The sequence below is a fragment of the Microvirga sp. BF8 genome, assembly GCF_059888585.1.
In genome coordinates this window covers 3,261,137-3,285,031 of record NZ_CM187619.1, presented here as the reverse complement: position 1 = coordinate 3,285,031, position 23,895 = coordinate 3,261,137, and the positions used below count along the sequence as shown (strand labels likewise).

Annotated in this window: 23 protein-coding genes and 1 pseudogene; 10 read left to right on the top strand and 14 right to left on the bottom strand. The window is 63.4% G+C overall.

The window, feature by feature from the left end:
* Window positions 1-259 precede the first annotated feature (259 nt).
* On the top strand, window positions 260-1,396 hold the full coding sequence (locus AC522E_RS15625; protein WP_500747183.1) for a GGDEF domain-containing protein: 1,137 nt from the start codon (window positions 260-262) through the stop codon (window positions 1,394-1,396).
* Window positions 1,397-1,405: 9 nt separating this feature from the next.
* Here the strand turns inward: AC522E_RS15625 and AC522E_RS15620 are convergent, their stop codons facing one another.
* From AC522E_RS15620 to AC522E_RS15590, 7 genes are all read right to left on the bottom strand, one after another.
* Window positions 1,406-1,852, bottom strand: coding sequence for a hypothetical protein (locus AC522E_RS15620; RefSeq protein WP_500747182.1), 447 nt, complete (start codon window positions 1,850-1,852; stop codon window positions 1,406-1,408).
* A 119-nt stretch (window positions 1,853-1,971) separates the two neighbouring features.
* Complete coding sequence (locus AC522E_RS15615; protein ID WP_500747181.1) at window positions 1,972-2,409, bottom strand: hypothetical protein; 438 nt, start codon at window positions 2,407-2,409, stop codon at window positions 1,972-1,974.
* Between the two features lie 172 nt (window positions 2,410-2,581).
* The gene (locus AC522E_RS15610) at window positions 2,582-2,953 is read right to left on the bottom strand and encodes a hypothetical protein (protein ID WP_500747180.1); all 372 of its coding nucleotides are present in this window, start codon (window positions 2,951-2,953) and stop codon (window positions 2,582-2,584) included.
* Between the two features lie 198 nt (window positions 2,954-3,151).
* Complete coding sequence (locus AC522E_RS15605) at window positions 3,152-3,859, bottom strand: outer membrane protein (RefSeq protein WP_500747179.1); 708 nt, start codon at window positions 3,857-3,859, stop codon at window positions 3,152-3,154.
* A 310-nt stretch (window positions 3,860-4,169) separates the two neighbouring features.
* Window positions 4,170-4,619: an NUDIX hydrolase gene (locus AC522E_RS15600; RefSeq protein ID WP_500747178.1), complete on the bottom strand. Its 450-nt coding sequence runs from the start codon at window positions 4,617-4,619 to the stop codon at window positions 4,170-4,172.
* Between the two features lie 74 nt (window positions 4,620-4,693).
* Window positions 4,694-5,215, bottom strand: coding sequence for a phasin family protein (locus AC522E_RS15595; RefSeq protein WP_500747177.1), 522 nt, complete (start codon window positions 5,213-5,215; stop codon window positions 4,694-4,696).
* Between the two features lie 27 nt (window positions 5,216-5,242).
* On the bottom strand, window positions 5,243-5,623 hold the full coding sequence (locus tag AC522E_RS15590) for a phasin (protein WP_500747176.1): 381 nt from the start codon (window positions 5,621-5,623) through the stop codon (window positions 5,243-5,245).
* A gap of 193 nt (window positions 5,624-5,816) precedes the next feature.
* On the opposite strand from AC522E_RS15590, the gene AC522E_RS15585 reads away from it, so the two are divergent.
* From AC522E_RS15585 to AC522E_RS15565, 5 genes are all read left to right on the top strand, one after another.
* The gene (locus tag AC522E_RS15585) at window positions 5,817-8,543 is read left to right on the top strand and encodes a PAS domain-containing sensor histidine kinase (protein WP_500747175.1); all 2,727 of its coding nucleotides are present in this window, start codon (window positions 5,817-5,819) and stop codon (window positions 8,541-8,543) included.
* Window positions 8,543-9,013, top strand: coding sequence for a GNAT family N-acetyltransferase (locus AC522E_RS15580; protein WP_500747174.1), 471 nt, complete (start codon window positions 8,543-8,545; stop codon window positions 9,011-9,013). The genes AC522E_RS15585 and AC522E_RS15580 overlap by 1 nt, the downstream gene beginning before the upstream one ends.
* A gap of 89 nt (window positions 9,014-9,102) precedes the next feature.
* Window positions 9,103-9,606, top strand: a complete 504-nt coding sequence (locus AC522E_RS15575; RefSeq protein WP_500747173.1) for a GNAT family N-acetyltransferase — start codon at window positions 9,103-9,105, stop codon at window positions 9,604-9,606.
* A gap of 121 nt (window positions 9,607-9,727) precedes the next feature.
* On the top strand, window positions 9,728-12,451 hold the full coding sequence (locus tag AC522E_RS15570) for a bifunctional acetate--CoA ligase family protein/GNAT family N-acetyltransferase (protein ID WP_500747172.1): 2,724 nt from the start codon (window positions 9,728-9,730) through the stop codon (window positions 12,449-12,451).
* 142 nt (window positions 12,452-12,593) lie between these two features.
* Window positions 12,594-14,018, top strand: coding sequence for a sensor domain-containing diguanylate cyclase (locus AC522E_RS15565; protein WP_500747171.1), 1,425 nt, complete (start codon window positions 12,594-12,596; stop codon window positions 14,016-14,018).
* A gap of 51 nt (window positions 14,019-14,069) precedes the next feature.
* Here AC522E_RS15565 and bfr read toward each other — a convergent pair whose 3' ends face one another.
* The 5 genes from bfr to AC522E_RS15540 all read right to left on the bottom strand — a co-directional run bounded on the left by bfr (window position 14,070) and on the right by AC522E_RS15540 (window position 17,698).
* Entirely contained in the window at window positions 14,070-14,558 is a 489-nt protein-coding gene (gene bfr, locus AC522E_RS15560; protein ID WP_500747170.1) for a bacterioferritin, read from the bottom strand.
* Window positions 14,559-14,642: 84 nt separating this feature from the next.
* Window positions 14,643-14,900 carry a (2Fe-2S)-binding protein gene (locus tag AC522E_RS15555; RefSeq protein ID WP_500747169.1) on the bottom strand — a complete coding sequence of 86 codons (258 nt, stop codon included), beginning with the start codon at window positions 14,898-14,900 and terminating at the stop codon, window positions 14,643-14,645.
* A gap of 105 nt (window positions 14,901-15,005) precedes the next feature.
* Window positions 15,006-15,578: a putative glycolipid-binding domain-containing protein gene (locus tag AC522E_RS15550; RefSeq protein ID WP_500747168.1), complete on the bottom strand. Its 573-nt coding sequence runs from the start codon at window positions 15,576-15,578 to the stop codon at window positions 15,006-15,008.
* 18 nt (window positions 15,579-15,596) lie between these two features.
* The gene (locus AC522E_RS15545; protein WP_500747167.1) at window positions 15,597-16,268 is read right to left on the bottom strand and encodes a LutC/YkgG family protein; all 672 of its coding nucleotides are present in this window, start codon (window positions 16,266-16,268) and stop codon (window positions 15,597-15,599) included.
* On the bottom strand, window positions 16,265-17,698 hold the full coding sequence (locus AC522E_RS15540; protein ID WP_500747166.1) for a LutB/LldF family L-lactate oxidation iron-sulfur protein: 1,434 nt from the start codon (window positions 17,696-17,698) through the stop codon (window positions 16,265-16,267). Before AC522E_RS15540 ends, AC522E_RS15545 begins: the two co-directional genes overlap by 4 nt.
* A 500-nt stretch (window positions 17,699-18,198) precedes the next feature.
* Here AC522E_RS15540 and AC522E_RS15535 point away from each other — a divergent pair, with 500 nt between their 5' ends.
* From AC522E_RS15535 to AC522E_RS15520, 4 genes and pseudogenes are all read left to right on the top strand, one after another.
* Window positions 18,199-18,624: a YMGG-like glycine zipper-containing protein gene (locus AC522E_RS15535; RefSeq protein ID WP_500747165.1), complete on the top strand. Its 426-nt coding sequence runs from the start codon at window positions 18,199-18,201 to the stop codon at window positions 18,622-18,624.
* Window positions 18,615-20,789: a hypothetical protein gene (locus AC522E_RS15530; RefSeq protein WP_500747164.1), complete on the top strand. Its 2,175-nt coding sequence runs from the start codon at window positions 18,615-18,617 to the stop codon at window positions 20,787-20,789. Before AC522E_RS15535 ends, AC522E_RS15530 begins: the two co-directional genes overlap by 10 nt.
* A gap of 78 nt (window positions 20,790-20,867) precedes the next feature.
* A pseudogene (locus AC522E_RS15525) lies at window positions 20,868-21,090 on the top strand (transposase); the annotation flags it as partial.
* Window positions 21,091-21,262: 172 nt separating this feature from the next.
* Complete coding sequence (locus tag AC522E_RS15520) at window positions 21,263-21,577, top strand: EthD family reductase (protein WP_500747163.1); 315 nt, start codon at window positions 21,263-21,265, stop codon at window positions 21,575-21,577.
* A gap of 269 nt (window positions 21,578-21,846) precedes the next feature.
* Here AC522E_RS15520 and AC522E_RS15515 read toward each other — a convergent pair whose 3' ends face one another.
* Together AC522E_RS15515 and AC522E_RS15510 are read right to left on the bottom strand one after the other, a co-directional pair.
* Window positions 21,847-22,371: a hypothetical protein gene (locus tag AC522E_RS15515; protein WP_500747162.1), complete on the bottom strand. Its 525-nt coding sequence runs from the start codon at window positions 22,369-22,371 to the stop codon at window positions 21,847-21,849.
* A 372-nt stretch (window positions 22,372-22,743) separates the two neighbouring features.
* On the bottom strand, window positions 22,744-23,886 hold the full coding sequence (locus AC522E_RS15510) for a sensor histidine kinase (RefSeq protein WP_500747161.1): 1,143 nt from the start codon (window positions 23,884-23,886) through the stop codon (window positions 22,744-22,746).
* Between the last annotated feature and the right edge of the window lie 9 nt (window positions 23,887-23,895).

Below are 23,895 nucleotides of genomic sequence, written 5' to 3'. Positions count from 1 at the left end.
GGCAACAACGATATCCGTTATCTTGGGTCGGAAGAGAGTTTCCGTTGCTGAATGCCTGGATTCGTGCACATAATGCTACGTTCTTAAAGACCTCCGACCCTGTTCGACATCCCCGGAATCTTGATGGATCCACATCTGGTGACCGAGAGCGATGTGAGCGGGCAGGATCATCCGCCGAAAGTCCCGGCCCCTTCGCGGGTCTGGATCCGGCGGGCAAGGGGCTCTTCCCGAAGCAGACCCGAGGAACCCGCGACCGTCCATGAGCCTTGATCCCACCACTCTTGGCGTTGCGTTCCTGATGATTTCAGCGGTTCTGGGAGCGCTTCTGCTCTTCTCCTGGCTTCTGAACCGCAATGTCCATGCTCTGGCATGGTGGGGCACAGCCTTCTGCCTTGTGCCGTTTGGCATGGGACTCGCCAGTTTGGGGCTGCAGCCGACAGGTCCTCTCATGGTCCTGGTGTCGAATGCGCTGATGGCCTTGGTCTATGGCATCCTCTACGCGGGGTGCCGGGCCTTCAATGGGCGTTCGCGGACCATTCTGGCGAGCCTGCCGGGCCTGGCCGCATGGATCCTTCTCTTCCCCGCCATCCAGGAGCGCTTCGAGGCGCGCCTCGTCGTCGCCTCCATCATCTCCGGCGCCTATGTGTCCCTGTCCGCCTGGGAGTTGTGGCACAATGCGCGCCAGCGTCTCGTCTCTCAGGGCGTTGCGATCGTTCTCCTTCTGGTGCTGGCGGCGTTTCACGTGGTTCGAGGCGTGCTCGCCTTCACCTCGACAGGCGTCGAGTGGATCGATGTCCTGGCCATGCGATGGTCTTCCAACATGGCGCTGTTTCTCCTCCTTTACGTCCCTGCGCTGGCCTTCGTATTCCTGTCCATGGCGAAGGAGCAGGTGGAAGACGAGCACAAGCAGGCTGCACTGGTGGATCCGCTCACGGGAATTCCAAACAGGCGCGCCCTGTTTCAAAATGCATCCGAACTGCTTCGCCGCCTCGGAGGCGGTTCCGTGACATGCCTCCTCTTCGACCTCGATAACTTCAAGAAGATCAACGACACCTACGGCCATGAGGTCGGCGACCATATTTTGACGGTCTTTGGACAGGTGCTGGCCGCGCATCTTCCCGCAGGGTCCTTCGGCCGGATGGGAGGAGAGGAATTCGTGGCCATCCTCCCGTTTCACAACGCTGTCGAAACCCGCGCGGATGAGATCCGGCGGGCCTTTGCAAGGGCGGCGCAGACTGTCCTTGGACGGGAGGTAGCCGCGACTGTCAGCATCGGCTGCGCGAGAGCTGCCAACACGACCGTCGATCAACTGATCCACGAAGCCGACCATGCCCTCTACCGGGCCAAAGCGGCAGGCCGCAACGTCGTCATCCTGGCTTCCGCCGAAGCCGGCTGAGACGAGGCGCTATTCCTTGGGCAGATCGGGCTGCGATGCCAGGCACGGATCGAGAAGGATGTAGTCGGCGCTCTGCTTGCTGTAGCCCCCGGTCACGATGACCCGGTCGCCCACCCGCAGGCCATTGGTCTGGTAGGTGATGCAGACGACCTTCGGATCCGGCGGTGTGCCGCAGAGCCCGAGATAGGCCAGGGTGCCGTCGTAATGGACGAGGGCCAATGTCCCTGTGACGCTGAAATCCATTCGCTCCAGCCCCGTTTCCTTGTCCCGGGTCAAGCGTCCGACCTCGCTGCAACGTGCCTGCTTGCGTGGCGCCATATCCGCATCGGCGAAGGGGCTGTCCTCGCCTCCCTCCTGGCCGGAGGCCCCATGAAAGGGCCAGAGGATGGCCGCGAACAGCAGGGACGCTGCCCGAACGGTCGTGCTCCTGGGTCGAAGAGGTGGCAGGGTCATCATGCCGGAGTCCGGTTCCAAGGGGAGGAGAAAGGGCCGATGGTTCGCGAGGGACGGAGCGATCCCGGCCGAATATCGTCTGGAAACAGGGAGCCGACCATGGGCGATCGGGCTGCTGGACGTCAATGCGCCGTCCCTGTCGGCGATGGTGTCACGGCGAGCTGGTTGTTCAGGAATTGGACGATGCCGGAAAGCTGGTCTCTCGGCAGGACGAAGCCTACCGGACCGAAGCTCGGGTGATAAAACGCGAAGAGGGCGCCTCCGTTGGGATAGGACTGAATGTGCCAGCTGGTATGGGCCGCGATGCTCACCGTCGCGCCCGTCAGGCTGGGCGTGGGCTGGCCCTGCACCATCTGCCGCCGCGCTTCGCCGAGATGACCGATCAGCTTGGTGATCTGATCGAGCGTCAGGTCGATGGGATGAGACGTCTCGCCGGCCGGCAGGATGACCGCCGTCTTCCCGTCGGCGGCGATGTGAACTCCAATGTCCGCGTGATGCATGGATGAACGACCCTTTGCTTCCACATTCCTGTTGCCGGCCAAGGTCGGTTGGCCGGCCATCCACTCCTGTTCTCGAGGAGAGGACGCACCGGATCGGGACCTGGCCTGAATCATCAACGCCGAGCGGAGCGCAAAGCTCCCTTGAGTACCCTTTTGCGCAGGCTCCGGAATGTGCAGGACCAAGGCCGGTCTCGTCAGGCACGCGCTCGGCCGGCGCGGCGCAGAAATCGCCTCAGTTCAGAACGCTGATGATGACCCGCTCTTCGACGGGAACCGAATCGGAGGGCGCCCGGACGACGAAGGTTCCCCGGCAGGTCGTGGTGGTCGCATAGACGGGCGTGCGATGGGCATCGGAGCCGACCATGTAATTGACCGTGTAGTAGGCGTCGCCGCCCGAATAGGTCGTCGTCTTCGTGAAAAAGGTGTAGCCGACCTCCGTGGAGCTGAGCCGCACCACAGTCTGCGGCGCGCCATAGGCTGCGATGCGGTCCGAGATCGGGCGGCCGATATAGTCGCTGCAGGCCATCGCCAGCTCTCCCTGCGGATCATACGCGCATCCGGTGGTCAGCAGAGCCAGCCCGGCGACAACAGCCAGTTTCGTCACGAAAACCTCCTTCGGGATGCCCGCATGCTCTGCGCAACGGGCGGCAACATGTCGTATCAGGTCGCGCGAGGCGACGCATCCTGCGGAGGATAGAAATTCTCGGCGGTCGGACAATTGTCTTCCCAAGTCACTGGTCCGCACGACGAAAAAGGCCCGGTGGCAACACCGGGCCTCGCTCCACCGAGATGCAAAACGCGATCAGTTGAACTTGTAGTTCACGCCGGCTCGGACCACGCCGAATTCGGTGTCGCGGCGCACGGCCTCGTAGGCGCTGCCGACATAGTTGCTGCGCGTATCGAGATTCACGTAGAGGCCTTCGACCTTGGCCGTAATGTTGTCCGACACGGCGTATTCCACGCCGGCGCCGACCGTCCATCCGCCATTCGTGTTGTCGTCTCGGCGGTAGCCGAGCAGCGGATCATAGGCATTGTTGCCGCCGATATCGCCATAGGCGAAACCGCCGGTGCCGTAGACGAGGGCGCGGTCGAAAGCGACGCCGGCGCGGGCGCGGATGGTGCCGAAGAAGCCGTCCGAATTGCCGCGATAATAGATCCGGCCATAGGACGCGCCCTTGTTGCCCACTGCGGCATACTGGATATCCGCCTCGGCGCCGAGAACGAACATGCCGAACTGATAGTTGTAGCCAGCCTGGACGCCGCCGACGAAGCCGCCGCTCTTGCTGCCGCCTGCATAGCCGAAGGCGGGATCGTAGTAGCGGCTGGTGCCAGTGCTCCAGCCATAGCCGACATTGGCACCCGCGTAGAAGCCGGTCCAGGTGAAGACCGGCATCGCGTTGTAGGCAGGGGCTGGGGAATAGCGTGAGGGAAGGTCGGCGGCCTGGGCAGCCGAGGCGACCAGAGCCAGCGCTGCGGTTCCGGTCAACAGTCGAAGAAGAGAGGTACGCATTACTTTTTTCCGTGCTTAAGGACCAAAAGCTCAGGGCTTGAAGTGCCTGTCGAGCGGCAAATTAGTCTCTGCGAAGAATGTTGCAATAGTCTTTCAATACGAAGCTGGCTTTATGCTTTCCAAATTCTGAATGTTTACTTTTCATCAACTATGCTCTGACGTAAAAGCTTGACCGTAAGAGTGCCGACATGCGCTGATTGCAGCGACCCAAAGGCCCTCTGGCCTGAAGCGAGAGACGACGAGACCTTGGCCCCGCCGGAAGGCGGGGCCCTTTCGTTCAGGGCACGCTTCTTGGCTGTGACACGGCCGCTCAGCGCAGACCGCGACCGCGCGCAATGTCATGGGCACGCCGCGCGAGGACATCCACATCCGCGCTCATGGGCAGGCGCTTGCGGTCGAGATCGGCGAGCGGAACCCAGCATGCGTCCAGGGCATCGTCGCCCGCAATGGGATCGCCTGAGATCCATGTGCAACGGATCGCAATCAGGATGTAGTGGTGTTGGAGGCAGCCATGTTCGTCGCGGTCGAGGATGTCAAGGCTCGTGAGAACTCCTTCGGCCCTTGCCTCGATGGCGGTCTCCTCCCGCAACTCGCGCAGGGCCGCGGCGGCACTGGTCTCTCCATATTCGATCTTGCCGCCTGGGAAACCCCATAACCCGGCGTCCGGCGGATGGGCCCGGCGGACGAGGAGGGCCCGCCCGTCACGGATGACGATGGCGATGACCGCGGGAATGGGGATGGGGGAGGCTTGGCCCGACATGGCGAAGCCTTTAGGGAAGTTGCAAGGGAATGGAAACCGGCATGTCTCGCGGAGACGCCGGTCTCCTGTGATCGTCAGTGAGCCCGGTGCGTGATCATCGCCTGAAGGGGCTCCAGGCTCTTGTGGAACCAGCGCGCAGTCGCCTCGGCAATGTCCTTCCACTGGGCGGACGCGGTCTCGTAGGCCTGGCGGGTTCCGCTCGTCTGGACATGGAGAGCGTCTGCCAGATGGGGCGCATGGATCGCCGAGCGCCACAGATCGATAGCGGCTTCGCTCTGATCACGCACGGCCGTGATGACCTTGTCGTTGATCTCGAGGGCTCCATGCGCCGTCGCCAGTGCCGCCTGACTCAGAGCGTGACGCAGAGCATCGGCCCGTTCCGGGCTGAACTGGGAAAACTGCATCGGCTCCGCCATGAGGGCTTCAGTCGGCTGGGAAGGAGGTGCCGCCTTGGCAGCAGCAACCGTCGGCAGGGCGGTTTCGTTGTCGGAATCCGCTACGCTCTTCACTGTCTCGAGGGCGAGCTCGGGTCCCGCCTTCGATACGGAAACCGGCTTCCTGGCACGCGCGGTGCCTGCTTTCTTCGCTTCGGCCATGGCCACATCCTTGGTTGTCAGCGGAACTTACTTCTTGGTGGGCGTCTGCTTCATGGCCGCCTGAGCCGCGGAGCCCAAATCCCTCATCTGTGCCTGCATCGACTCAATCTGCGAGCGCACGAACTCGGCCTGATACTGCATGGCTTCCTGCACGTTCTTGGCGCGCACCATCTTCTGGGCGAGGTCGAAGGCCGCAGCGATGTTCTGTTCCGCATAGGTAAAGGTCTTGCGGGTGACGTCCTTGGCACTGGCTTGGGCGGTGTTCGCCGAGCCCTCGAACGTGTCGACTGTCTTCTGGGCGGCGCCCATGAAACCATCGATGGCCTTTCGAGCCTGCTCGACGCTCTTCTCCGCGAAATCGCGCATTTCTTCCGGAATCTCGTAACCTGTCGTCTGGTTCGTCGCCATGGATCGCTCCTGTTGAGGCTCTTGTGCAGCGCAATATCACATTGTGCACTGCAAAATCAATCCCGTGCCCATTCGTTAAGGTTAGCACGAAGTAAAGATATTTAGGAGTTCAGGCGCGCAAGCCATTCGCGGATAATGGCCGGGAAGCCGCGCATATGGGACATTGCGGGTCGTACAGGGGTCGAGACCGTTGATGGCGGATGCTCCGAACCGGTTTGAAAGGATGTTGGCGCGGCTTGCCGCCGATCCGGCCTTGGCGCTGCTCGCCAAGCCGGAAACCGGCGTGCTCGTCTGGGATCGGGAGGTCGACCGGCTTCTCTGGACATCTCCTGCGGCAGCCAGACTCAGGCCTGTCTTCGCCGATGAGACGGGGGCCGTATTTCCCGATCTGCGCGCGCGAGACCGTCTCAAGGCCTTGGCCGGCATAGCGCCACGGGAAGGCATGCGACTCGAGCGCCTCTGGCTCGACCCCAGCCGCCTGTCCCCGCCCGTCACCTGCGTCTGCAGGCTTGCAGAGCTGGACGACGGAGGGACCGTTCTCGTCACGGCCATCGTGGGAGCCGTGCCGCGCCTCGCAGCCCGGGTGCGCCCTGGCAGTTCCGCCAAGGCGGAGACGAGTCCTCTGACTGAAGGGATCGTTTCCAGCGCGCAGCCCGCGACACAGGCGCGGTCCATCGTCCGCTTTGTGTGGCAGGCCGACCCCGAGACCCGCTTCACCCATGTCTCTCCGGGTCTTGCCGAGGCCGTGGGAAAGCAGGCTTCGAGCATTCTCGGTCAGACCTGGGGCGAGGTCTCGCGCTCACTCGCCATGGACCCGGACGGCACCGTCGCATCGCTTTTCGCGCAGCGCGAGACCTGGAGCGGTCGGACGGTCGCCTGGGCGGTCGACGGATCGGATCGGAGAGTCCCTGTCGACTGGGCGGGAATGCCGGTCTTCGGCCCCCAGCGGGAACTTGTCGGCTTCCGCGGATTCGGCCTCGTGCGCATGGACGCGTTGGGGGAACCGACCACGTCCGAGCGTCCATCCGCCGGCGAAAGCGCCGCACGGCAAGAATTGGAAGAAGAGGTCGCAACGGAAGCTGGAGCGGCCTCGCCAGCAGATTCCCCTGCTCCGGGAGCAGAGGAGACTCCAGGTCAGGATGAAGGCCTGGTCGAGCGGCTGCGCGAGACAGTCGCCACCCTCGCAGAGCTTGGGATCGGAGAGGAACCGGCAAGCAGCGGCGCTCCTGCCTCCGAAAGCCTTCCGGCACCGCGGCGTTCCACCGACAATCCGTCCGGCCTGTCGAGCGCGGAGCGCAATGCCTTCCGGGAAATCGCCCGAGCCCTCGGGGCCCGGCTTGAACCCGAAGCGTCTCCGAGCGAAGCCGGCAGCGTGCCCGCCACGGAGACTTCGCCGGAGCAGGAGGAGACAGGGGCCCCTCTGCCTGCCACGCCGGCTGCCGCAGATGGCGGCGATCGGGTTCTCGACCGCCTGCCCATCGGTATCCTCGTTCACCGAGGCGAGGAGATTCTCTTCGCCAATCGATGCCTGCTCGAGCTTGCGGGATATGACACTCTCTCCCAGCTGATAGAGGAGGGCGGCTTCGTTCGCCTCTTCCGTAACTCTCCGGTTCTCCAGGGCATGCTCGAGGCCGGTCCGTCGCTTGCGCTCACGAGCCGCCAGGGCGAGAACGTCCCGGTGGATGTCCGCCTCGCCCATGCCGAATGGGACGGCGAGCCCGCCGATCTGATGACGCTCCGTCCGATCCCGGACGCGGATCCGGGCGAGCGCCTGCGCCTCGTCGAGACGGAGCTGCACCAGCGCGTCAGCCGGGTCCAGGAACTGGAGTCGATCCTCGACACCGCGACCGATGGCGTGATCGTGCTCGACGAGACGGGCCGTGTCGTATCCCTCAATCGCTCGGCCGAGGCTCTCTTCGGCTACGACCAGCGCGAGATCGTGGGGGATGCGATCACGGTGCTGCTCGCACCGGAAAGCCACATCGTCGCGCTCGACTACCTGGAAGGTCTGCGTTCGTCGGGCGTACGGAGCCTTCTTAACGATGGGCGCGAGGTTCAGGGACGGGTGCGCCAGGGCGGCACGATCCCGCTCTTCATGACCATGGGCCGGGTCCATGACGGACCGGGCCGGAAGTTCTGCGCGGTCCTGCGCGACATCACCGCGTTCAAGAAGGCCGAGGGGGAACTGGTCGGCGCCAAGCGCGCCGCCGAGGAAGCGAGCGCCCAGAAGTCCGATCTGCTTGCCAAGATCAGCCATGAAATCCGAACGCCTCTCAACGCCATCCTCGGGTTTGCCGAGGTCATGCTCGAGGAGCGTTTCGGGTCCGTCGGCAATGATCGCTACAAGGAGTATCTCAAGGACATCCACGCCTCCGGCGCCCATGTCATCAGCCTCGTGAACGACCTGCTCGATCTCGCCAAGGTCGAGGCCGGGCGCATGGAACTCGCCTTCACGAGCGTGGCCCTGAACGAACTCGTTTCCGCCTGCGTGACCCTGCTTCAGCCGCAGGCGGCGCGGGACCGCATCGTCATGCGAACCAGCTTCCCCGGGAAGCTGCCGCCGGTTGTCGCCGATGAGCGCTCCATGCGGCAGATCGTTCTCAATCTCGTTTCGAATGCGATCAAGTTCACGGATGCAGGTGGCCAGGTGATCGTTTCTACGGCTCTTACGGATCGCGGTGAGGTGGCATTCAGGGTCCGTGATACCGGCATCGGCATGACGGAAAAGGAAGTTCAGACCGCCCTCGAGCCTTTCCGCCAGTTGGCCACGGCGCGCAAGCGCGGAGGGACGGGACTTGGGCTGCCGCTGACCAAAGCCCTGGTCGAGGCGAACCGCGGTGCCCTCCAGATCTCGAGCAATCCCAGCGTGGGCACCCTCGTCGAAGTGATCTTCCCGCCGACGCGGGTTCTGGCGGAATAGTGACGGGAGATACAGCTACGGGCATCACCCTGCGTCGTGCCACGAAGGCGGATGTGGCCGCGGTGGCGGAGCTGCACCGCCGCGTCCGCGAGATCTGCATGCCCTATCTTCCGGACCTGCATACGCCGGCGGAGGACCTGGCCTTCTTCGAGACGCAGGTGTTTCCGCGCAGCGTCGTCTGGGTCGCCGAAGCGAAGCATGCCTTGGTCGGCTACGGTGCCTTGCGCGAAGGCTGGCTCGATCATCTCTATGTCGATCCCCTCTGGCACGGCCGGGGCGTCGGATCCGCCCTGCTGGCCAGAGCCATGGACGGGGCCGACAGCCTTCAGCTCTGGACGTTCCAGAGGAACGATCGGGCGCGACGCTTCTACGAACGTCACGGTTTCGCTCAGGTCGAGCGCACGGACGGGTCCGGCAACGAAGAGGGGGAACCGGATATGCGCTATTTCTGGCGCGCGGCAGGTACTTGACCGGGGGGCCGCGCCGGTCACCATCATTCTTCACCCAAACCGTAACGCTCCGATCGACCATGGTACCTTCCAGGAATCCGCCCATCCTCATGCGCCCGCTCGTCCCCAGCGATGCGGAAGCCTACCGGGAATTGCGGCTCGAAGCGCTCGCCGGCGCACCCGAGGCCTTCGGCTCGAGCTACGAGGAGGAGGTCGTCCGCACCCTCGAGGAGTTCCGGGATCGGATACCGATCTCCGGTCCCGACAGGATCTTTGCGGCATTCTCCGGTGGGCGCCTTGCGGGGATGGCGGGCTTCCTGGTCCAGCACCGGCTGAAGGCCCGGCACAAGGGCCTGATGTGGGGTGTCTATGTGCGACCGGATTGGCGCGGTCATGGCTTCGGCGAGGCGCTCGTCCGGCAGGTCGTCGACCACGCGTCCGACCATGTCATCGTTCTCGAGGCCGGGGTCGGGATGTCCAATACAGGCGCCCGCCACACCTACCACAAGCTCGGCTTCAGACCCTACGGCGTCGAGAGAAAGGCCCTTCGCATCGGCGACGCCTTCTACGACGAGGAGCTTCTGTTCATCGACTTTTCCGACCGGTGCAGGTGAACCTTCGTAGCGGCTTCCGGCCGAACCGCCCGCGTCCAAACCGGGGCGCGATTGGGCCTCTGACATTTCCGCAAAATGCTCTAGGTGTTGGTTCGCCCCACCACCGAGACGAAGCCATTCCATGTCCACCTATCGCCTCGACAAGCTGTTCGCACCCCGCTCCGTCGCCGTGATCGGGGCGAGCCCCCGTGCCGGATCGCTCGGTCTCACCTTTCTCCATAATCTGGTCGAGGGCGGCTTCGGCGGAGCCATTTATCCGGTCAATCCGCACCATCGAGATATCGAGGGAAGGGCGTGCTTTCCGTCGATCGCCAAGCTTCCGGAGGTGCCCGACCTGATCGTCGTGGCCGTGCCGCCGTCGAGCGTGGTCGGCGTGATCGAGGAGGCCGGGCGCTGCGGCGTGGCGGCGGCGGTGATCGCAACCTCGGGCCTTGGCTACGGCTCGGGTTCCCTGGCAGAGCAGGCCCGGCTGGCGGCGCGGCGCCATGGGCTGCGCCTCGTCGGCCCGAACTGCATCGGCATCATTGCGCCCCGGGCGAAGCTCAATGCCAGCTTCGCGGCACGCAGCGCCCTGCCGGGCGACCTGGCGCTGATCTCGCAATCGGGGGCGGTCGCGGCGGGACTGGTGGAATGGGCCGCGCAGCGCCAGGTAGGCTTCTCCGCCATCGTGTCGCTCGGCGACAAGATCGACGTCGATTTCAGCGACTGCCTGGACTATTTTTCGGGCGATGCCGGAACGCGCGCCATCCTGCTCTACATCGAATCCGTCGACAACGCGAAGAAGTTCATGTCCGCGGCCCGCGCCGCGGCGCGTACCAAGCCGGTCGTCGCCATCAAGGCCGGCCGCCATGCCCAGGGTGCGCAGGCCGCCGCGACCCATACGGGGGCCATGGCCGGATCCGATGCCGTCTACGAGGCCGCCTTCCGCCGAGCTGGCGTACTGCGGGTGCTCGATCTCGACCAGCTCTTCGCCGCCGCGGAGACTCTCGGGAGGCAGAAGCCGTTCCCCGGCAATCGCCTTGCCATCCTGACCAACGGCGGAGGGGTCGGCGTTCTCGCGGTCGACCGGTTGATCGATCTTGGCGGAACGCTGGCCGCCATCTCGCCGGAGACTCGCCGAAAACTCGACTCGGCCCTGCCACCCACATGGTCGCGGGGGAACCCGGTCGACATCATCGGCGATGCCGATCCCGCTCGCTACACCGCGGCCCTCGAGGTGCTTCTGGCGGATCCCGATATCGATGCCATTCTGATCCTCAACGTTCCCACGGCCGTCGCAGCGGCGCCGGCCGCCGCGGCTGCCGTCACCGATACGATCAGGCGCGCCCGCGCCAAAGGCTTCAGTCAAAAGCCGGTTTTTGCCGCCTGGATCGGGGAAGACCCGGATTCCGCAAGAATTTTCGAAGATGTCCGCATTCCGCACTTTGCCACGGAGGCGGACGCCGTCCGCGGCTTCATGCAGCTGGTCCGTTACCGTGAGGCGCAGACCGAACTCATGGAGACGCCCGACAGCCTGCCTCATGAGTTCGTGCCCGATACGGCCGCCGCGCAACGGATCGTCCAAGGAGCCCTGGCCGAGAACCGGCACTGGCTTGACCCGCTCGAGGTCAATGCCCTGCTGAGGGCCTACGAGATCCCGAGCGCTCCCGTGATCCTCGCCACAACGCCCGATGAGGCTGTGGAGGCTGCGCGGCCGATCCTGTCCGAGGGCGGAACCGTTGCCGTGAAGATCCTCTCGCCCGACATCGTGCACAAGTCGGACATCGGCGGCGTGAAACTCGATCTCACGACCGCGGAAGCGGTGAGAAAGGCGGCGGTGGACATCTTCGAACGGGCGGCACGCCTGCGGCCGGACGCCGCCGTCAAGGGTGTCACCGTTCAGCCGATGGTGAGACGCGCCAAGGCCCGGGAACTGATCGTCGGTCTCGCGGACGATCCCTCCTTCGGGCCGATCGTCCTCTTCGGGCGCGGCGGCACGGCCGTGGAGGTCATCAACGACAAGGCCCTCGCCCTGCCGCCTCTCGACCTCAAGCTCGCTCACGACCTCATTTCGCGAACCCGGGTGTCGCGTATCCTGAAAGGCTACCGGGATGTGCCGGCGGCCGATGAACGGGCGATTGCTCTGGTTCTGGTGAAGCTGGCACAGCTTTCCGCCGACCTGCCGGACATCCGCGAAATCGATATCAACCCGCTGCTTGCCGACCAGGACGGCGTGATCGCCGTGGATGCCCGCGTCGCCATTGCGGCAGAGACCCGCAAGAGCAGGGGCCATCCGCGCTTTGCCGTGCGGCCGTATCCCAAGGAATGGGAACGCACGATGGCGCTGCGCGATGGACGCGACGCCTTCGTGCGGCCGGTCCGGCCCGAGGACGAGGAGGAGTTCCGGCGCTTCTTCCAGCAGGTGACCCCCGAGGACCTTCGCCTGCGCTTCTTCGCACCCGTTCGCGATTTCAGCCACACCTTCCTGGCGCGCCTGACGCAGATCGACTATGCGCGCGCCATCGCCTTCGTGGCCTTCGACAAGGAAACCGGCGAGATGATGGGTGCGGTGCGGCTGCACGCGGATGCCAATCACCAGACCGGAGAATACGCGATCCTTCTTCGGTCAGACCTCAAGGGCCTCGGCCTCGGATGGGGCTTGATGCGGATGATGATCGAATGGGCGAAGGTCGAGGGTCTGCGGGTCATCGAGGGCCAGGTGCTTCGCGAGAACGTCACCATGCTCGACATGTGCCGCCAGCTCGGCTTCTCCATCCGTATCGATCCGGACGACCCGGAACTGCGCATCGTGACGTTGCCGATCGCATCCATCGAAGAGCCGAGCAAACTTTTTGCAGAAGCATGAGGACCGCTCTCGAGACTTCCATGGACCAACCGATGTTGCGGAATTCCGCAGCATCGGCATCGGCTTGGCAACGGAAACGCACGGCTACTAAGATGCCGGGCAAGTGGAACGTCCATATTGGCTCGATTTTCGGGGATCGCCGGTGAGAAGACTACTTATTCTTGTCGGCGCTGCACTTCTTCCCCTCCTCATCCTTGCGGGCGGAGTGATCATCTTCTTTCTGCGCGATCAGGACAGGGTCATGGAAGCACGTTCGATTGAACGGGCGCGCGGCATCCTGGCGGGGGTTGAACGCGAGCTGTTCAATCAGATCGACGTTCTCAATGTCATGGCCCATTCGCCGCTGCTCGATCAGCCCGATCTCGAAGCCTTCTACGGCCTGGCTCTTCAGTTCAAACGAAACCTGCCGTTCTGGGACAATGTCATTCTGGCAGATCTGACGGGCCAGCAGATCCTCAATACGAAGTCGGCTTTTGGGAAACCTCTTCCGCGGATCGTCGATCCAGAGAGCTTCGCGAAGGTGGTCGCGACAGCTTCGCCGATGATCGGCAATCTGACAGGTCCCGGGCCGCTGACTCAGGATGGAAGGCCCCGGATCAGCCTCCGCGTACCGGTTCTGCGCGATGGCGTCGTCCGCTGGGTACTGTCGGCGATCATCACAACGAAGAGTTTGGACGAGGTGTTGGAATCAGGCACCCTGGGACCGAGTTGGTCGCCCTATCTGGTCGATGGCGCAGGACGTGTCATTGCGGCGCCGAAGAATCCGGATTTCGTAGGGAAGACGGCCGACTCCCGCGATCTCGCATCGCGCTCGGAGCACCGCAACGGGCTCTACGACGGGTCCATGTTGCTGGGGCGCGCAGCCATGACGGCCTTTGTGACTTCGCCACGGCTATCCTGGTCTGTCCATATCTCGTCGCCAAGTGCGGCCTACAATGCGCGGTTCGTCCGCTTGATATGGATTCTCGGAGCGGCGACTCTTATCGCCGCTGCGCTCTCCGCTGTGTTCATATGGCTCGCCCGAAGGGAAGCGCTCGAGCGGTATCGGCTGGCGGAACGCCTGCGCGAGCAGGCAATGCGCGATCCACTGACCGGCCTGTTCAACAGGCGCTATCTGGAGCAGGTTCTGCCGATCGAGATTGCGAAGGCCCAGGCCGCGGGGATCGATCTCGGACTCATCATGTTCGATCTCGATCACTTCAAGCGCATCAACGACACGTTCGGCCATGAAGCAGGCGACAATCTGCTTCTGGCTCTCGGAAAGGTGCTGGCGTCCAAGGTCCGTGCCACCGATATCGTCTGTCGACCCGGTGGTGAGGAGTTCATCATGATCCTGCCCGGAGCCGACCTCGCCATGACGGAGGATCGGGCCGTGGAGGTTCTCCGGGCCGTCAAGGATCTCGGCCTGCACGACCGGCACCGCCAGCTCGGAAACGTGACCATCTCAGCTGGAGTGGCCGCGCTGGGCCGGCATGGGAGCACGCCCCAGGCCCTCATCGCTGCGGCCGATCAGGCTCTCTACCGGGCAAAGGCCGAAGGGCGCGACCGCGTCGTTACAGCGGCCTGATTGCGCCTTGCCTGTGAGGCCGCCGCTTCGCGCCGCTGCGATGTCCGATGGTCAGTGATCGTCGCTCTTTAGTTCGCCCACATGCTTCTGGGCATAGAGTTGGACGCCGAGTTGCTCCACGAGACTGATCTGCGTTTCAAGGAAGTCGATATGACCTTCCTCGTCCTTCATCAGATCCTCGAACAGGTTCTTCGACACACGGTCGCCGACGCTCTCGCAATAGGTGGCGGCTTCACCATAAAGTTCGCGGGCATCGTACTCGGCAGCGAGGTCGCATTCCAGGATTTCACGGATGGTCTGGCCGATCCGAAGCGGATCGAGAACCTGGAGGTTGGCAAATCCGTCGAGGAAGAGGATGCGCTCGATGAAACGATCGGCGTGGTGCATCTCCTCGATCGACTCCTCGCGCCAGACCTTGGCGAGCTCCTTGTAGCCCCAATTATCGAGAACGCGATAATGCAGCCAGTACTGGTTGACGGCCGTCAATTCGCTGCGCAGACCGCGGTTGAGATACTCGATAACTCTTTGATCGCCCTTCATCCCTGATCCTCGTTCGATGAGGCGCCGACGCGCCGCGCCTCCCTATTTAGAGGAATAGGAAGCGAGGAAAAGGATCTTTGTGCATCATACGGCGGGTTCGGCCGCGGCCTGGGCGGGAAGGGAAGGGCAACAGCCGCGCTGGCAGGCCGATATCGGCTCGACGCCCGCATCGATCAGCGCCTTGTCCATGATGGCGCGGATCGTCCGTACGCAGCGCCCGCATTCGGGACTGCATCCGAGACAGCGATAAACCTGCGCCGGCGTGCGGGGGCAGCCCGGCCCCGGCGAAAGACATGATTTTACATCGCCGTCGGAAAGGACGTTACAGGAGCAGACGATCATGGCGATCCAGTTTAGAACTGTTAAAAACTACAGCGTTGTCAAACACTTAACCTGAACGGACCATCACGGTAAAGCCCTGCGGCTGCGCCCGGTTGTCACGGGAGGCTATGGTCCGGCGAGGCGCCGGAACAGGCCGGGGTAGTCGAGCACGAACCCGTCGTCGTCCACGGGGAGTTCGGCGGCAAAACCGGTGTCCAGGCTCTCGAAGCGATAGAGGCGGTCCGGATCGAGGGCGGTGTAGCGTTGCTCGCGCGGAGTGACCGTGAGAACGGGCACGGGGATGTAACACAGCCGGATTTCAAGGGCCTCGCCCGCTTTGAGCCCGAGGCGGCGGATCGGCAATGTGTTGGTGACCGGAGATGCCTGGATATCGATGTCGAGGCAGCCCTGGAGGTCTGGATGCTCGACGCCGTTTACCCGCCAGAGGCCCTGGCCATTGCCCTCGAGATGAAGGAGGCGTCCCGAAGCCGTCCGGAGCCGGGCCTCCCGTGTGCGCCACGTGGGATCGATCCTTACGCGATAGGTCAGTCCGAAGCGTGCGTTCCCATCATGCCCGATCACGACTCCGGAGAGCTCGATCCCGCCCTCGAGAGGACTGATCTCCACGTGCTCCATGCCCGCTTCGCAGCCATCCCAGGCAGACCAGCGGATGGTGCGGGCAATGAGGTTGGAGGTCATCGGCAAGCATTCCTCGGCTTACTCTCTCACGACCACCACGTGCAGCCTCCGGGGGCCGTGGGCACCGAGGAGCAGAGTCTGCTCGATGTCACCGGAGCGGGAGGGGCCGGTAATCCAGTTCACCGTGCGCGGCATGCTGCTCTTGCCGAAGGCGAAGCGCACCTTGTTCCACACGGTCTCGTAATCGCCCGCGATATCCTTGGCCGAAACGACGACGATATGGTTGTCAGGCAGGAAGTTGAGGGTCGACGGATTCTCGGGTCCCGAGACGAGCACGACGGTTCCCGTCTCGGCAACGCCGCCGAAGGCGTGGCTCACGGCGTTGAGGTCTCCCCCCTCGCTCGGCCCGCGGGAAACGTCGAGGGACGTTTCGCCCCAGGGCATAGCCGCGAGGCGCAGATCGCTGCCCATGCGCAATGTGGCGGGAAGATTGTGGTCGCGCAGGAAGGCCGCGACCGATTGAGGTACGTCGGCAGCGGAGTCGACTTCGCTTACGGTCGCCAGCGCGGATTCCGCCTGCAGCTTGAACAGGGCGAGGCGCTGTTCGCCCGTCACCTGCCCGCGGCCTGGAATCAGGCCCTTCGGCGCGCGCTCCAGGCGCTCCGCTGCAATCTGCTGACGGATCGTCTCGTTGCCTTTGACGCCGAGGGAGCGGCGGATATTGGCAAGGATTTCGTCGCGCGCGCTCATGCGGCCCGCTCCTTGCGCTCGCGCCGCCAGCGCGCCTGGAAGGTGTCTCCCTGCGGCGTCGGGAAATCGCGATATTTCGTCCAGCCCCGCGCGAGAGGCAGCCATGTGAAGCGACCCTTGCGGCGTCCGGCGATACTCAAAGCTGCCATCGCGGTGCGCGTCGCAAGCCGGTAGAGCGTGGGACGCTTCGCAAAGAAGCCCCATAAAGCAAGGCCGGAGCGGAAGGTGGCTGGCGTCAGATGCCGCTCGAATTCACGCTCACGCCAGTGCCGCATGAGTTTCGGCAGCGGAATGCGCACAGGGCAGACACTCTCGCAGCGTCCGCAGAACGTGGAGGCATTGGGCAGGTGGCCCGCCTGATCGACGCCGATCAGGCTCGGAGTCAGCACCGCACCCATGGGGCCGGGATAGACCCAACCGTAAGCATGGCCTCCGACCGCATGATAGACCGGGCAATGATTCATACACGCGCCGCATCTCACACAGCGCAGCATTTCCTCGAAATCGGTGCCGAGCATGGACGAGCGGCCGTTGTCGAGGAGGATCACGTGGTAGTTCTGCGGCCCGTCGGCGTCGGCGGCCTGGCGCGGCCCGGTGGAAAAGGTCGTGTAGACCGACATCTCCTGGCCGGTCGCGGAACGGGCGAGGACGCGCAGGATCTGGCTGACATCCTCCAGGGTCGGCACCACCTTCTCGATGGAGGCGAGGACGATATGGGTCTTCGGCAGGATCTGCGTCAGGTCGCCGTTGCCCTCGTTGGTGACGATGACCGAGGTGCCGGTCTCGGCGATGAGGAAGTTCGCCCCGGTGATGCCGACATCGGCGGCGAGGAAGCGCTCGCGCAGGACGGTGCGCGCCTCCGTCAGAAGCTGCACCGGCTCGGAGAGGTCGCGCTTGGGGTCGAGATTGCGGTGCACGCGGCGGAAATCCTGCTCGACCTGGGTCGCGTTCAGGTGCACCGCCGGCGCAATGATGTGGCTCGGCATCTCGTTGCGGAGCTGGATGATGTATTCGCCGAGATCGGTCTCCACCGGAACGATGCCGTTCGCCTCCAGATGAGCGTTGATGCCGATCTCCTCGGAGATCATCGACTTGCCCTTGGTGACGGTCCTGGCCCCGGCCTCGCGGCAGATGGTGAGGACGATGTCCCGGGCCTCCTCCGCGTTTCGGGCGAAATGCACATGCCCGCCGGAGGCCTTCACCTTCGCCTCGTAGGCCTCGAGGTAGAGGTCGAGATGCGCGAGGGTATGGTTCTTGATGTCCCGGGCGGAATCGCGCAGGGCCTCGAATTCGGGGAGCTTGTCCGCCGCTTTCTGGCGCTTGTCGATGAAGCCCTGCTTCACATTGCCGAGCGCCTTCTGCAACTGTGTGTCGGCCAGCGCCCGGGCCGCGTTCTGCTTGAACTGGGGCGAAGTGGTATGAACGGTCATGAGGGATTGTTTAGCCCGAAATCGCCGAAAGCGCGAGAGAGCAGGGGCCGCACGAGAGCCCTCGAACCGGACCGCATCGTGGGGGCTGCGAAAATGGGATGCCAAGACCGCGTCCACTGTCCGAGCAGTCCCTCTGAAGATGCCACCCTGGCCGAGGGTGATCGCCATGTCGCGCTGGAATAGAGGGGCCGCCCTTCGTCGCCTCTATCGGCCGCTCGTTCTCGCGGGCGAGCATCGACAGGCTCCCTGATTCCACGCGACGGACGACACAGTGGGGATACGCCTCAGTAGCGAGCAGATTGGACCGGGCGCGAGGCTATTCCCAATTGAGTTGCGTCTTGAGGAAAATATTCTGAAAGGACGCATAAGTTCATAGAAACAATATGACCGCGTTATCCAGTTTAAAAAAAACCAAAGTATCAATGCATAGACGTATTGTGTCCTTCGGGTGGCAGGATATAGGCTTTTTGGAGGCAAAAAAGTAGATTTGGGGGGCATGTATGCGTAAGTTTGTTACAGTTTCTCTCGTTAGCGTCTCGTTGGTCCTTGGAACACTATCTCCCGGTTATGCTCAACAGAATCCGTTCGGTGCATTACTTGGTGGTGCTTCGGGGGCCGCGGTGGGAGCGGCAGTCGGAAAAGGGAAGGCCGGCGGCATCATCGCCGGTGCGATTGTCGGCGCGGTTCTCGGCCAGATTCTCGCCAACCTCGATGCTCAGTCGAAGCAGCAAAGGCAGCAGGCCGTGCGAGCGGCCACGAAGAAGCCCGCTGGAACGACGACCACCTGGAAGAGCAAGGGCGCGTCGGGCACCGTAAAGGTTGCCAAGGTCGAGAAGATGCCGGACGGAAAGACCTGCCGGACGGTCCAGGAGACGATCACGTTCCAGGGCAAACCCTCGACGGAGGATCGCACCGAATGCGCGTGAGCTTTCCTCGCTATGCCGCGATCGCTGCCGTTGTCGGAGGAGGCCTTTATGGCCTCCTTTCGACGTCTTCGGCTCAGGAATTTTCCCTCGACGGCTTTCGCACCTGCGCCCGGGCGGACAACGGCAATCACTACTGCAAGACGTCGTCCACGGCGAACTGGCAGCGGGTCCCTCAGGAGTTCTACAATCGCTTCAAGCAGGCCGAGGCGGAAGCCGCGGCCGGCGGCGGATCGGGACAGAGCAAAGAACTGCAGGAGATCGCCGATTTCCTGAACGATCTTTCCCAGTATCTCAAGGGACGATCGGCCGACGGCACCACGATCAACCTGACGGAGATCGCCAAGGCCGCCGTCGCCACGAAGACCGCCGTCGACGTTCAGAACCTGTCGGAGGCGCGCAACGGGAAGCGCCGCCTCGAGGCGATGTTCAAAGGCGACAGCGCCTTCGCCTTGTTCATGAAGCGCTTCGCGGATGAGCGTCAGCAGATCATCGATCAGCGGATTTCCGAGGCAGCGCTCGAGGTCAGCAAAAACCTCACTTTCATCGACGGCTATATCGCAGGCAACATTCTGTCGCCGCATACGGCCGACCTGACGAAGTTCCGCGAGCAGCTCGCGAAGGCCCACAAGGAACGCAATCTCAACGGGCTGAATCGCGCCAATTCGGATTTTGCGAAGTTCGTGAGCGGGAAAAACCTCACGGATGATTACCGATCCGCCATGCTCGCATGGACGGAAAAGAACACCCCGAAGACATCGGACGATCCCAAATCCGCGCTTGCCAAGGAGCTGGGCATCACCGAGCGGACGCGCTTTGTGATCGAGGGCGAGAATGAGGAGTTCGTTCTCCTTTACAACACCGGTTCCGGGCGCATCGTAAAAAGCCTCCGCGGCGATCTGGTCTTCAAGAGCAGGAGTGCGAGCGTCTGCTTTGCCCAGGATCGAAGCAACGAGCGTATCAAGGATCTGGAACGCCTGATGATGGCGCTGATCCAGAGGCAGGAACTCGATGTCCCCAATCTCCAGATGTCGCAGGCTGCATGTCCCATCAATGGAATGGACAGCTTCGATATCATAGCGTTCCAGCGGATCGGGCTCCTGTCGCAGGCTCCCGACTACGTATCATCCGTCGTCCGGCGCGTTGAGGCCAACTTCAGTTTCCTGGCTGCCTTGTCCGGGCAGGAGGTTCTGCAAGCCTTTCAAAACGAGGCCGCCAGCTCGGCGACGATCGAGGCGCAGGTTCTCAGCGGCAAGAGCTCGGGCTTCGGCCTCCTGTACTCGAATCCGAGTCAAGCTCGAATCTGCCATACGGTAGGCGACGATCCCGAGGCGCATCAGATTGCGGTGCTTCGCAAGACGGACACGATCTTCAACGTCTCCACGAAGGACATCGTCTTCACGAAGATGTCTCTCGATGATGCATTTGCCGATTACCAGACCCACAAATGCAATGCCATCTACGCCTCCGCAGAAGATCTCGCCGGCCTCATCAAGGCGATGAAGCGCGAACGCCTTGACTACGTCATGGCTCCAATGTGGATCGATCCCATCGAGATCTCGGCTGTCCTCAAGGCGGAGGCCGTACAGATGGCCAACCTGATGGCCAAGGAGGAGCAGGCGCGCAAGAGCCTTCAGGAGGAGGCGACGATCCTTCGCCAGCGCGAACTCGATGCCGCCGCAAAGCGCGAGAACATCGAGCGTGATCTGCGGGCGCGCAACGGCTCCATGGCGCGGGCGGCGCAGGACCGCATCTCCAGCATCATCGACACGTTCATTGCCGACGTGAAGGCGAGCGGCGACAAGCGTGGCGACGGCGTGTTCGGCAAGGCAGGGGAGCTCTTCCCGACATTTGTGCGCTCCTACAAGCAGATGATCCGTGACCGTTGGGAGCTCGAAAGCAAATCCTATATGGTCGAGGATTTCGGTGATGCCGACTGGAAGTCGCGCAAGCTGGAATCCGTGATCGTGCGCGCCGAGCTGAAGTTGCAGAACAAGCCTCTCGGTCGCCGGGACAGCGTGTGCGTCCTGTTCGGCGCGATTGTCGACGCCGAATTCTCGTACCTGCGCGATGCAATCGAGGTCCCATGCGATGGAGCCTCCGACGACGTGAAGCGCTGGCTGGTCGGATCGAAGTTCAGCTCACGCTGGAGGGCGCAGGGATCCTGATTCGTCTAGGTCACGCACTCATGAACTGCTGGCAGCAGCTGCAAGGTTCCGATTCAAGCTTCCTGAAGGGAGCTGCTGATGGGCCAGCGTCGCTACGAGTTGACGGATTTCGAGTGGTCGGTGATCGAGCCGCTGCTATCGAGCAAGTCGCGCGGGGTTGCCTCAGGTTGACGACCGGCGTGTCCTGAACGGGATTGACCGGCGTCTTCGGACCGGCTCGCCGTGGGCGGACCTTCCCGAGCGCAAAGGCCCGTATATGACCTGCTACAACCGCTTCGTCAGATGGCGCAAGGCGGGCGTATAGGGCCGGCTCTTCGATGCTGTATCAAGGCTTACGATGGCAATGGGCAGACACAGCGAAAACTCCCTTGCTCTCGTCAGGCTCGCTTCGGCCAAAATCTGGCGCTCTATGGTTCAGTGAGCTAGAAGGGCCCCTCGGACACTCGGAGAGGCGTTCAGACAGGAGCCCGACCATGATCAAGTTCAGCGTCTACTACCCGGCCGATGGCGGCTCAAAGTTCGATCACGACTACTACCGCACCCGCCACATGCCACTGCTCCAGGAACGGCTCGGCGATGCCTGCCTTCGCTACGAGATCGACAAGGGCCTTTCGGGTCGCGAACCTGGAAGCGCGCCGGAGTTCGTCGCGGCGTGCCACATCTACTCGCCGACCCTGGAGACATTCCAGGCGGCGTTCCTTCCCCACTCCCCGGAGTTCCGCGCGGACGTCGCCAACTATACGGACATCGCGCCCATCGTGCAGATCAGCGAAATCGTTGAAGGGTAAGGGGCGTCGGCGCGTCAGGCGTAGCCGTTGAACCTTCCGGGATCGGCGCTGGCGCACCTGTTCCATGGTGACGTAGCCGGTGCAGAACCGGTCACGATCGGGAACATGTCGTTGGCGTCGAAGCGAAAACTCCCTTGATCTCGTCAAACTCGGTTCAGCCAAAATCTGGATGCGCCTTATGAGTCGGTGACCTAGGATGAATGACAGGGGCGCCTCGAGGCGCCTCTCTCATTCCGGCATGCGGTCTCCATAACGGAAGGGTCGTGCCCTCACGGCCTGGAATCGCGCGCAGCCTGAGCGTTCTTCGTGGCCTGGGAGACACTGCCGACTTTGGCCGGTGGGACCTTGGTGCGCCGGCGTTGGCTCGGGGCGGGGCGCATGCCGCGATGAGCCGTGTCGCCAGCCGCCGGATGATGCAGCTCCCGTCCGGCGCGCCGCAGGGCAAGCGCCTTTTGGGAGGCCTCGGTCAGCGCCACGCGCGCTTCCAGCTTGCGGATGCGGCCAAGCTCCTTGCTGACCCGCTGCAGGGCTGCAGCGAACACCTGCTTGCGCTGGAGCGGCCGTTCGGCGGTCCCGGGAAAGCTTCCCCCGCGCGGATCGGCCTTTCCCCGCACCTCGCGCCGCTTCTGCCGAGCGAGAGTCCGCTCCTTGTCGCGCATTCCGCGCAATCGGTCCTTCGCCTGGAGCAGGCCATCGCGGTCGATCTCGTAGATCGCAGGATGATGTGTGGCATGAACCGCTTCGTATTCCTCATGGCTCAACACACTGCGCTCGAATTTGCACGGCACCGACATCTCTCGTCCTCCGGTCGACTGCGTTCAGCGGGGGCACTGTGATCGAGAAACCAGCCATCGCACGCCTGTCCTGCGGACATTTCCGATGGTGGGCGCGGCATGGCCGCAGGCGCTCCGCTCGAACAGCCCATTGGTCATCGGCCTCGAGCCGCAACCCGGGTCGCGCGAGCGGCGCGTCGCGGCTGATTCTACCAGTTCAGGAAGGATGTCGCCAGCCGGAGCGGCGGGGCGCAGGATCCGGTGGATGGCGGGCGCTGGCGGCGGGACAACCCCGAACGGGCGAACCAGAGCCGCATCGTATGGTCATCGTGGGATCGGACCGGGAAGTTCGGCCTCCGGCAATCCGCGACCCAGTGAACTGCGCGGTCCACCTCAGCTGGCGAGCGGAGCGTCGACCGAACAGACGACGCCCGTCGGAGCGAACTCGATCCGCACGTCACCGTCGAGATCCTGCGCCAGGCTTCTCTCGATGAGCCGGGTCCCGAAGCCACGCCGCTCAGGCTTCTGAACCAGCGGCCCGTCCATCTCCTCCCATCTCAGGCGCAATCGTGGCGGAGCTGTTGCGCCGTCCAGCTTCCAGTGCACGGCGATTTGTCCGGCCTCGTTGGACAATGCGCCGTATTTCACCGCGTTCGTCGCCAGTTCCTGCAACGCCATGGCGAGCGCCAGTGCCATGCGCGGCGGGATTTGAACCAGCGGGCCTCCCATGCGGATCCGGGTCCCGCCGCGGCTGCGATACGGTTCGAGTGCCTGTCTCACGATCTCGTTGAGCTCTACGTCAGCCCAGCTCTGGACGGTCAGAACGTCGTGCACCTGCGCGAGAGCCATAAGGCGGCTTTCGATGGCGCTCGATGCGTGGTCGATCGTCGGCGCGTTGCGGAGGGTTTGAGAGGCGATGGACTGGACGGTCGCGAGGGTGTTCTTCACGCGATGATTGAGCTCGTCGATAAGAAGGTCCTTGTCCCTCACCGCGACGCGCAACTGGTCCACGACGCGCAGACGTTCGATGGCCGCGCCGAGGAGATTGGCATAGCTCCGCAGGAATTCGATATCGGATTGTGTGAAGTTGCGCGGGTGACGGCTGTCCACCTGGAGAACGCCGAATGGCGGGCGTCGGTTGCTGCTCAGGATCAGTACATTGACGAATGCCTTGACACCGTGCTCCTTCATGAACTGGTGGTATTCGAACCGCGTCTCCTTGGCGATGTCGACAGAGATGACGGCGCCGTCCTTGAGAGTCAGGCCCTCCGGCGACCTTTCAGCCGCCGTGACGAGGACGTTTCCGACGACTCCGGGCTTCCAGCCAACCCCTGCGCGCACCTTGAATGTTTGCCCGTCAGGCAGCAGTTCCATCACTTTCGCGAGATCGGTTCTCAGGGCACGGCCGACGAGCCGGCAGCCCGTGTTCAGGATGTCGGAAAGATCCTCCGTCTTCAGCGCCGTGTCGCCGAACTCGGCGAGAACCCGCTGCTGTCCCAGTAACTCATCCTGGTCTGCGTCCTTTTGATCAGCCATCTTGTCCGA

Coding starts and splice junctions, on each gene's coding strand:
- AC522E_RS15625 (WP_500747183.1), top strand. CDS start 260: ATGAGCCTTGATCCCACCACTCTTGGCGTTGCGTTCCTGATGATTTCA.
- AC522E_RS15620 (WP_500747182.1), bottom strand. CDS start 1,852: ATGATGACCCTGCCACCTCTTCGACCCAGGAGCACGACCGTTCGGGCA.
- AC522E_RS15615 (WP_500747181.1), bottom strand. CDS start 2,409: ATGGCCGGCCAACCGACCTTGGCCGGCAACAGGAATGTGGAAGCAAAG.
- AC522E_RS15605 (WP_500747179.1), bottom strand. CDS start 3,859: ATGCGTACCTCTCTTCTTCGACTGTTGACCGGAACCGCAGCGCTGGCT.
- AC522E_RS15600 (WP_500747178.1), bottom strand. CDS start 4,619: ATGTCGGGCCAAGCCTCCCCCATCCCCATTCCCGCGGTCATCGCCATC.
- AC522E_RS15595 (WP_500747177.1), bottom strand. CDS start 5,215: ATGGCCGAAGCGAAGAAAGCAGGCACCGCGCGTGCCAGGAAGCCGGTT.
- AC522E_RS15590 (WP_500747176.1), bottom strand. CDS start 5,623: ATGGCGACGAACCAGACGACAGGTTACGAGATTCCGGAAGAAATGCGC.
- AC522E_RS15585 (WP_500747175.1), top strand. CDS start 5,817: ATGGCGGATGCTCCGAACCGGTTTGAAAGGATGTTGGCGCGGCTTGCC.
- AC522E_RS15575 (WP_500747173.1), top strand. CDS start 9,103: ATGCGCCCGCTCGTCCCCAGCGATGCGGAAGCCTACCGGGAATTGCGG.
- AC522E_RS15570 (WP_500747172.1), top strand. CDS start 9,728: ATGTCCACCTATCGCCTCGACAAGCTGTTCGCACCCCGCTCCGTCGCC.
- bfr (WP_500747170.1), bottom strand. CDS start 14,558: ATGAAGGGCGATCAAAGAGTTATCGAGTATCTCAACCGCGGTCTGCGC.
- AC522E_RS15555 (WP_500747169.1), bottom strand. CDS start 14,900: ATGATCGTCTGCTCCTGTAACGTCCTTTCCGACGGCGATGTAAAATCA.
- AC522E_RS15550 (WP_500747168.1), bottom strand. CDS start 15,578: ATGACCTCCAACCTCATTGCCCGCACCATCCGCTGGTCTGCCTGGGAT.
- AC522E_RS15545 (WP_500747167.1), bottom strand. CDS start 16,268: ATGAGCGCGCGCGACGAAATCCTTGCCAATATCCGCCGCTCCCTCGGC.
- AC522E_RS15540 (WP_500747166.1), bottom strand. CDS start 17,698: ATGACCGTTCATACCACTTCGCCCCAGTTCAAGCAGAACGCGGCCCGG.
- AC522E_RS15535 (WP_500747165.1), top strand. CDS start 18,199: ATGCGTAAGTTTGTTACAGTTTCTCTCGTTAGCGTCTCGTTGGTCCTT.
- AC522E_RS15530 (WP_500747164.1), top strand. CDS start 18,615: ATGCGCGTGAGCTTTCCTCGCTATGCCGCGATCGCTGCCGTTGTCGGA.
- AC522E_RS15520 (WP_500747163.1), top strand. CDS start 21,263: ATGATCAAGTTCAGCGTCTACTACCCGGCCGATGGCGGCTCAAAGTTC.
- AC522E_RS15515 (WP_500747162.1), bottom strand. CDS start 22,371: ATGTCGGTGCCGTGCAAATTCGAGCGCAGTGTGTTGAGCCATGAGGAA.
- AC522E_RS15510 (WP_500747161.1), bottom strand. CDS start 23,886: ATGGCTGATCAAAAGGACGCAGACCAGGATGAGTTACTGGGACAGCAG.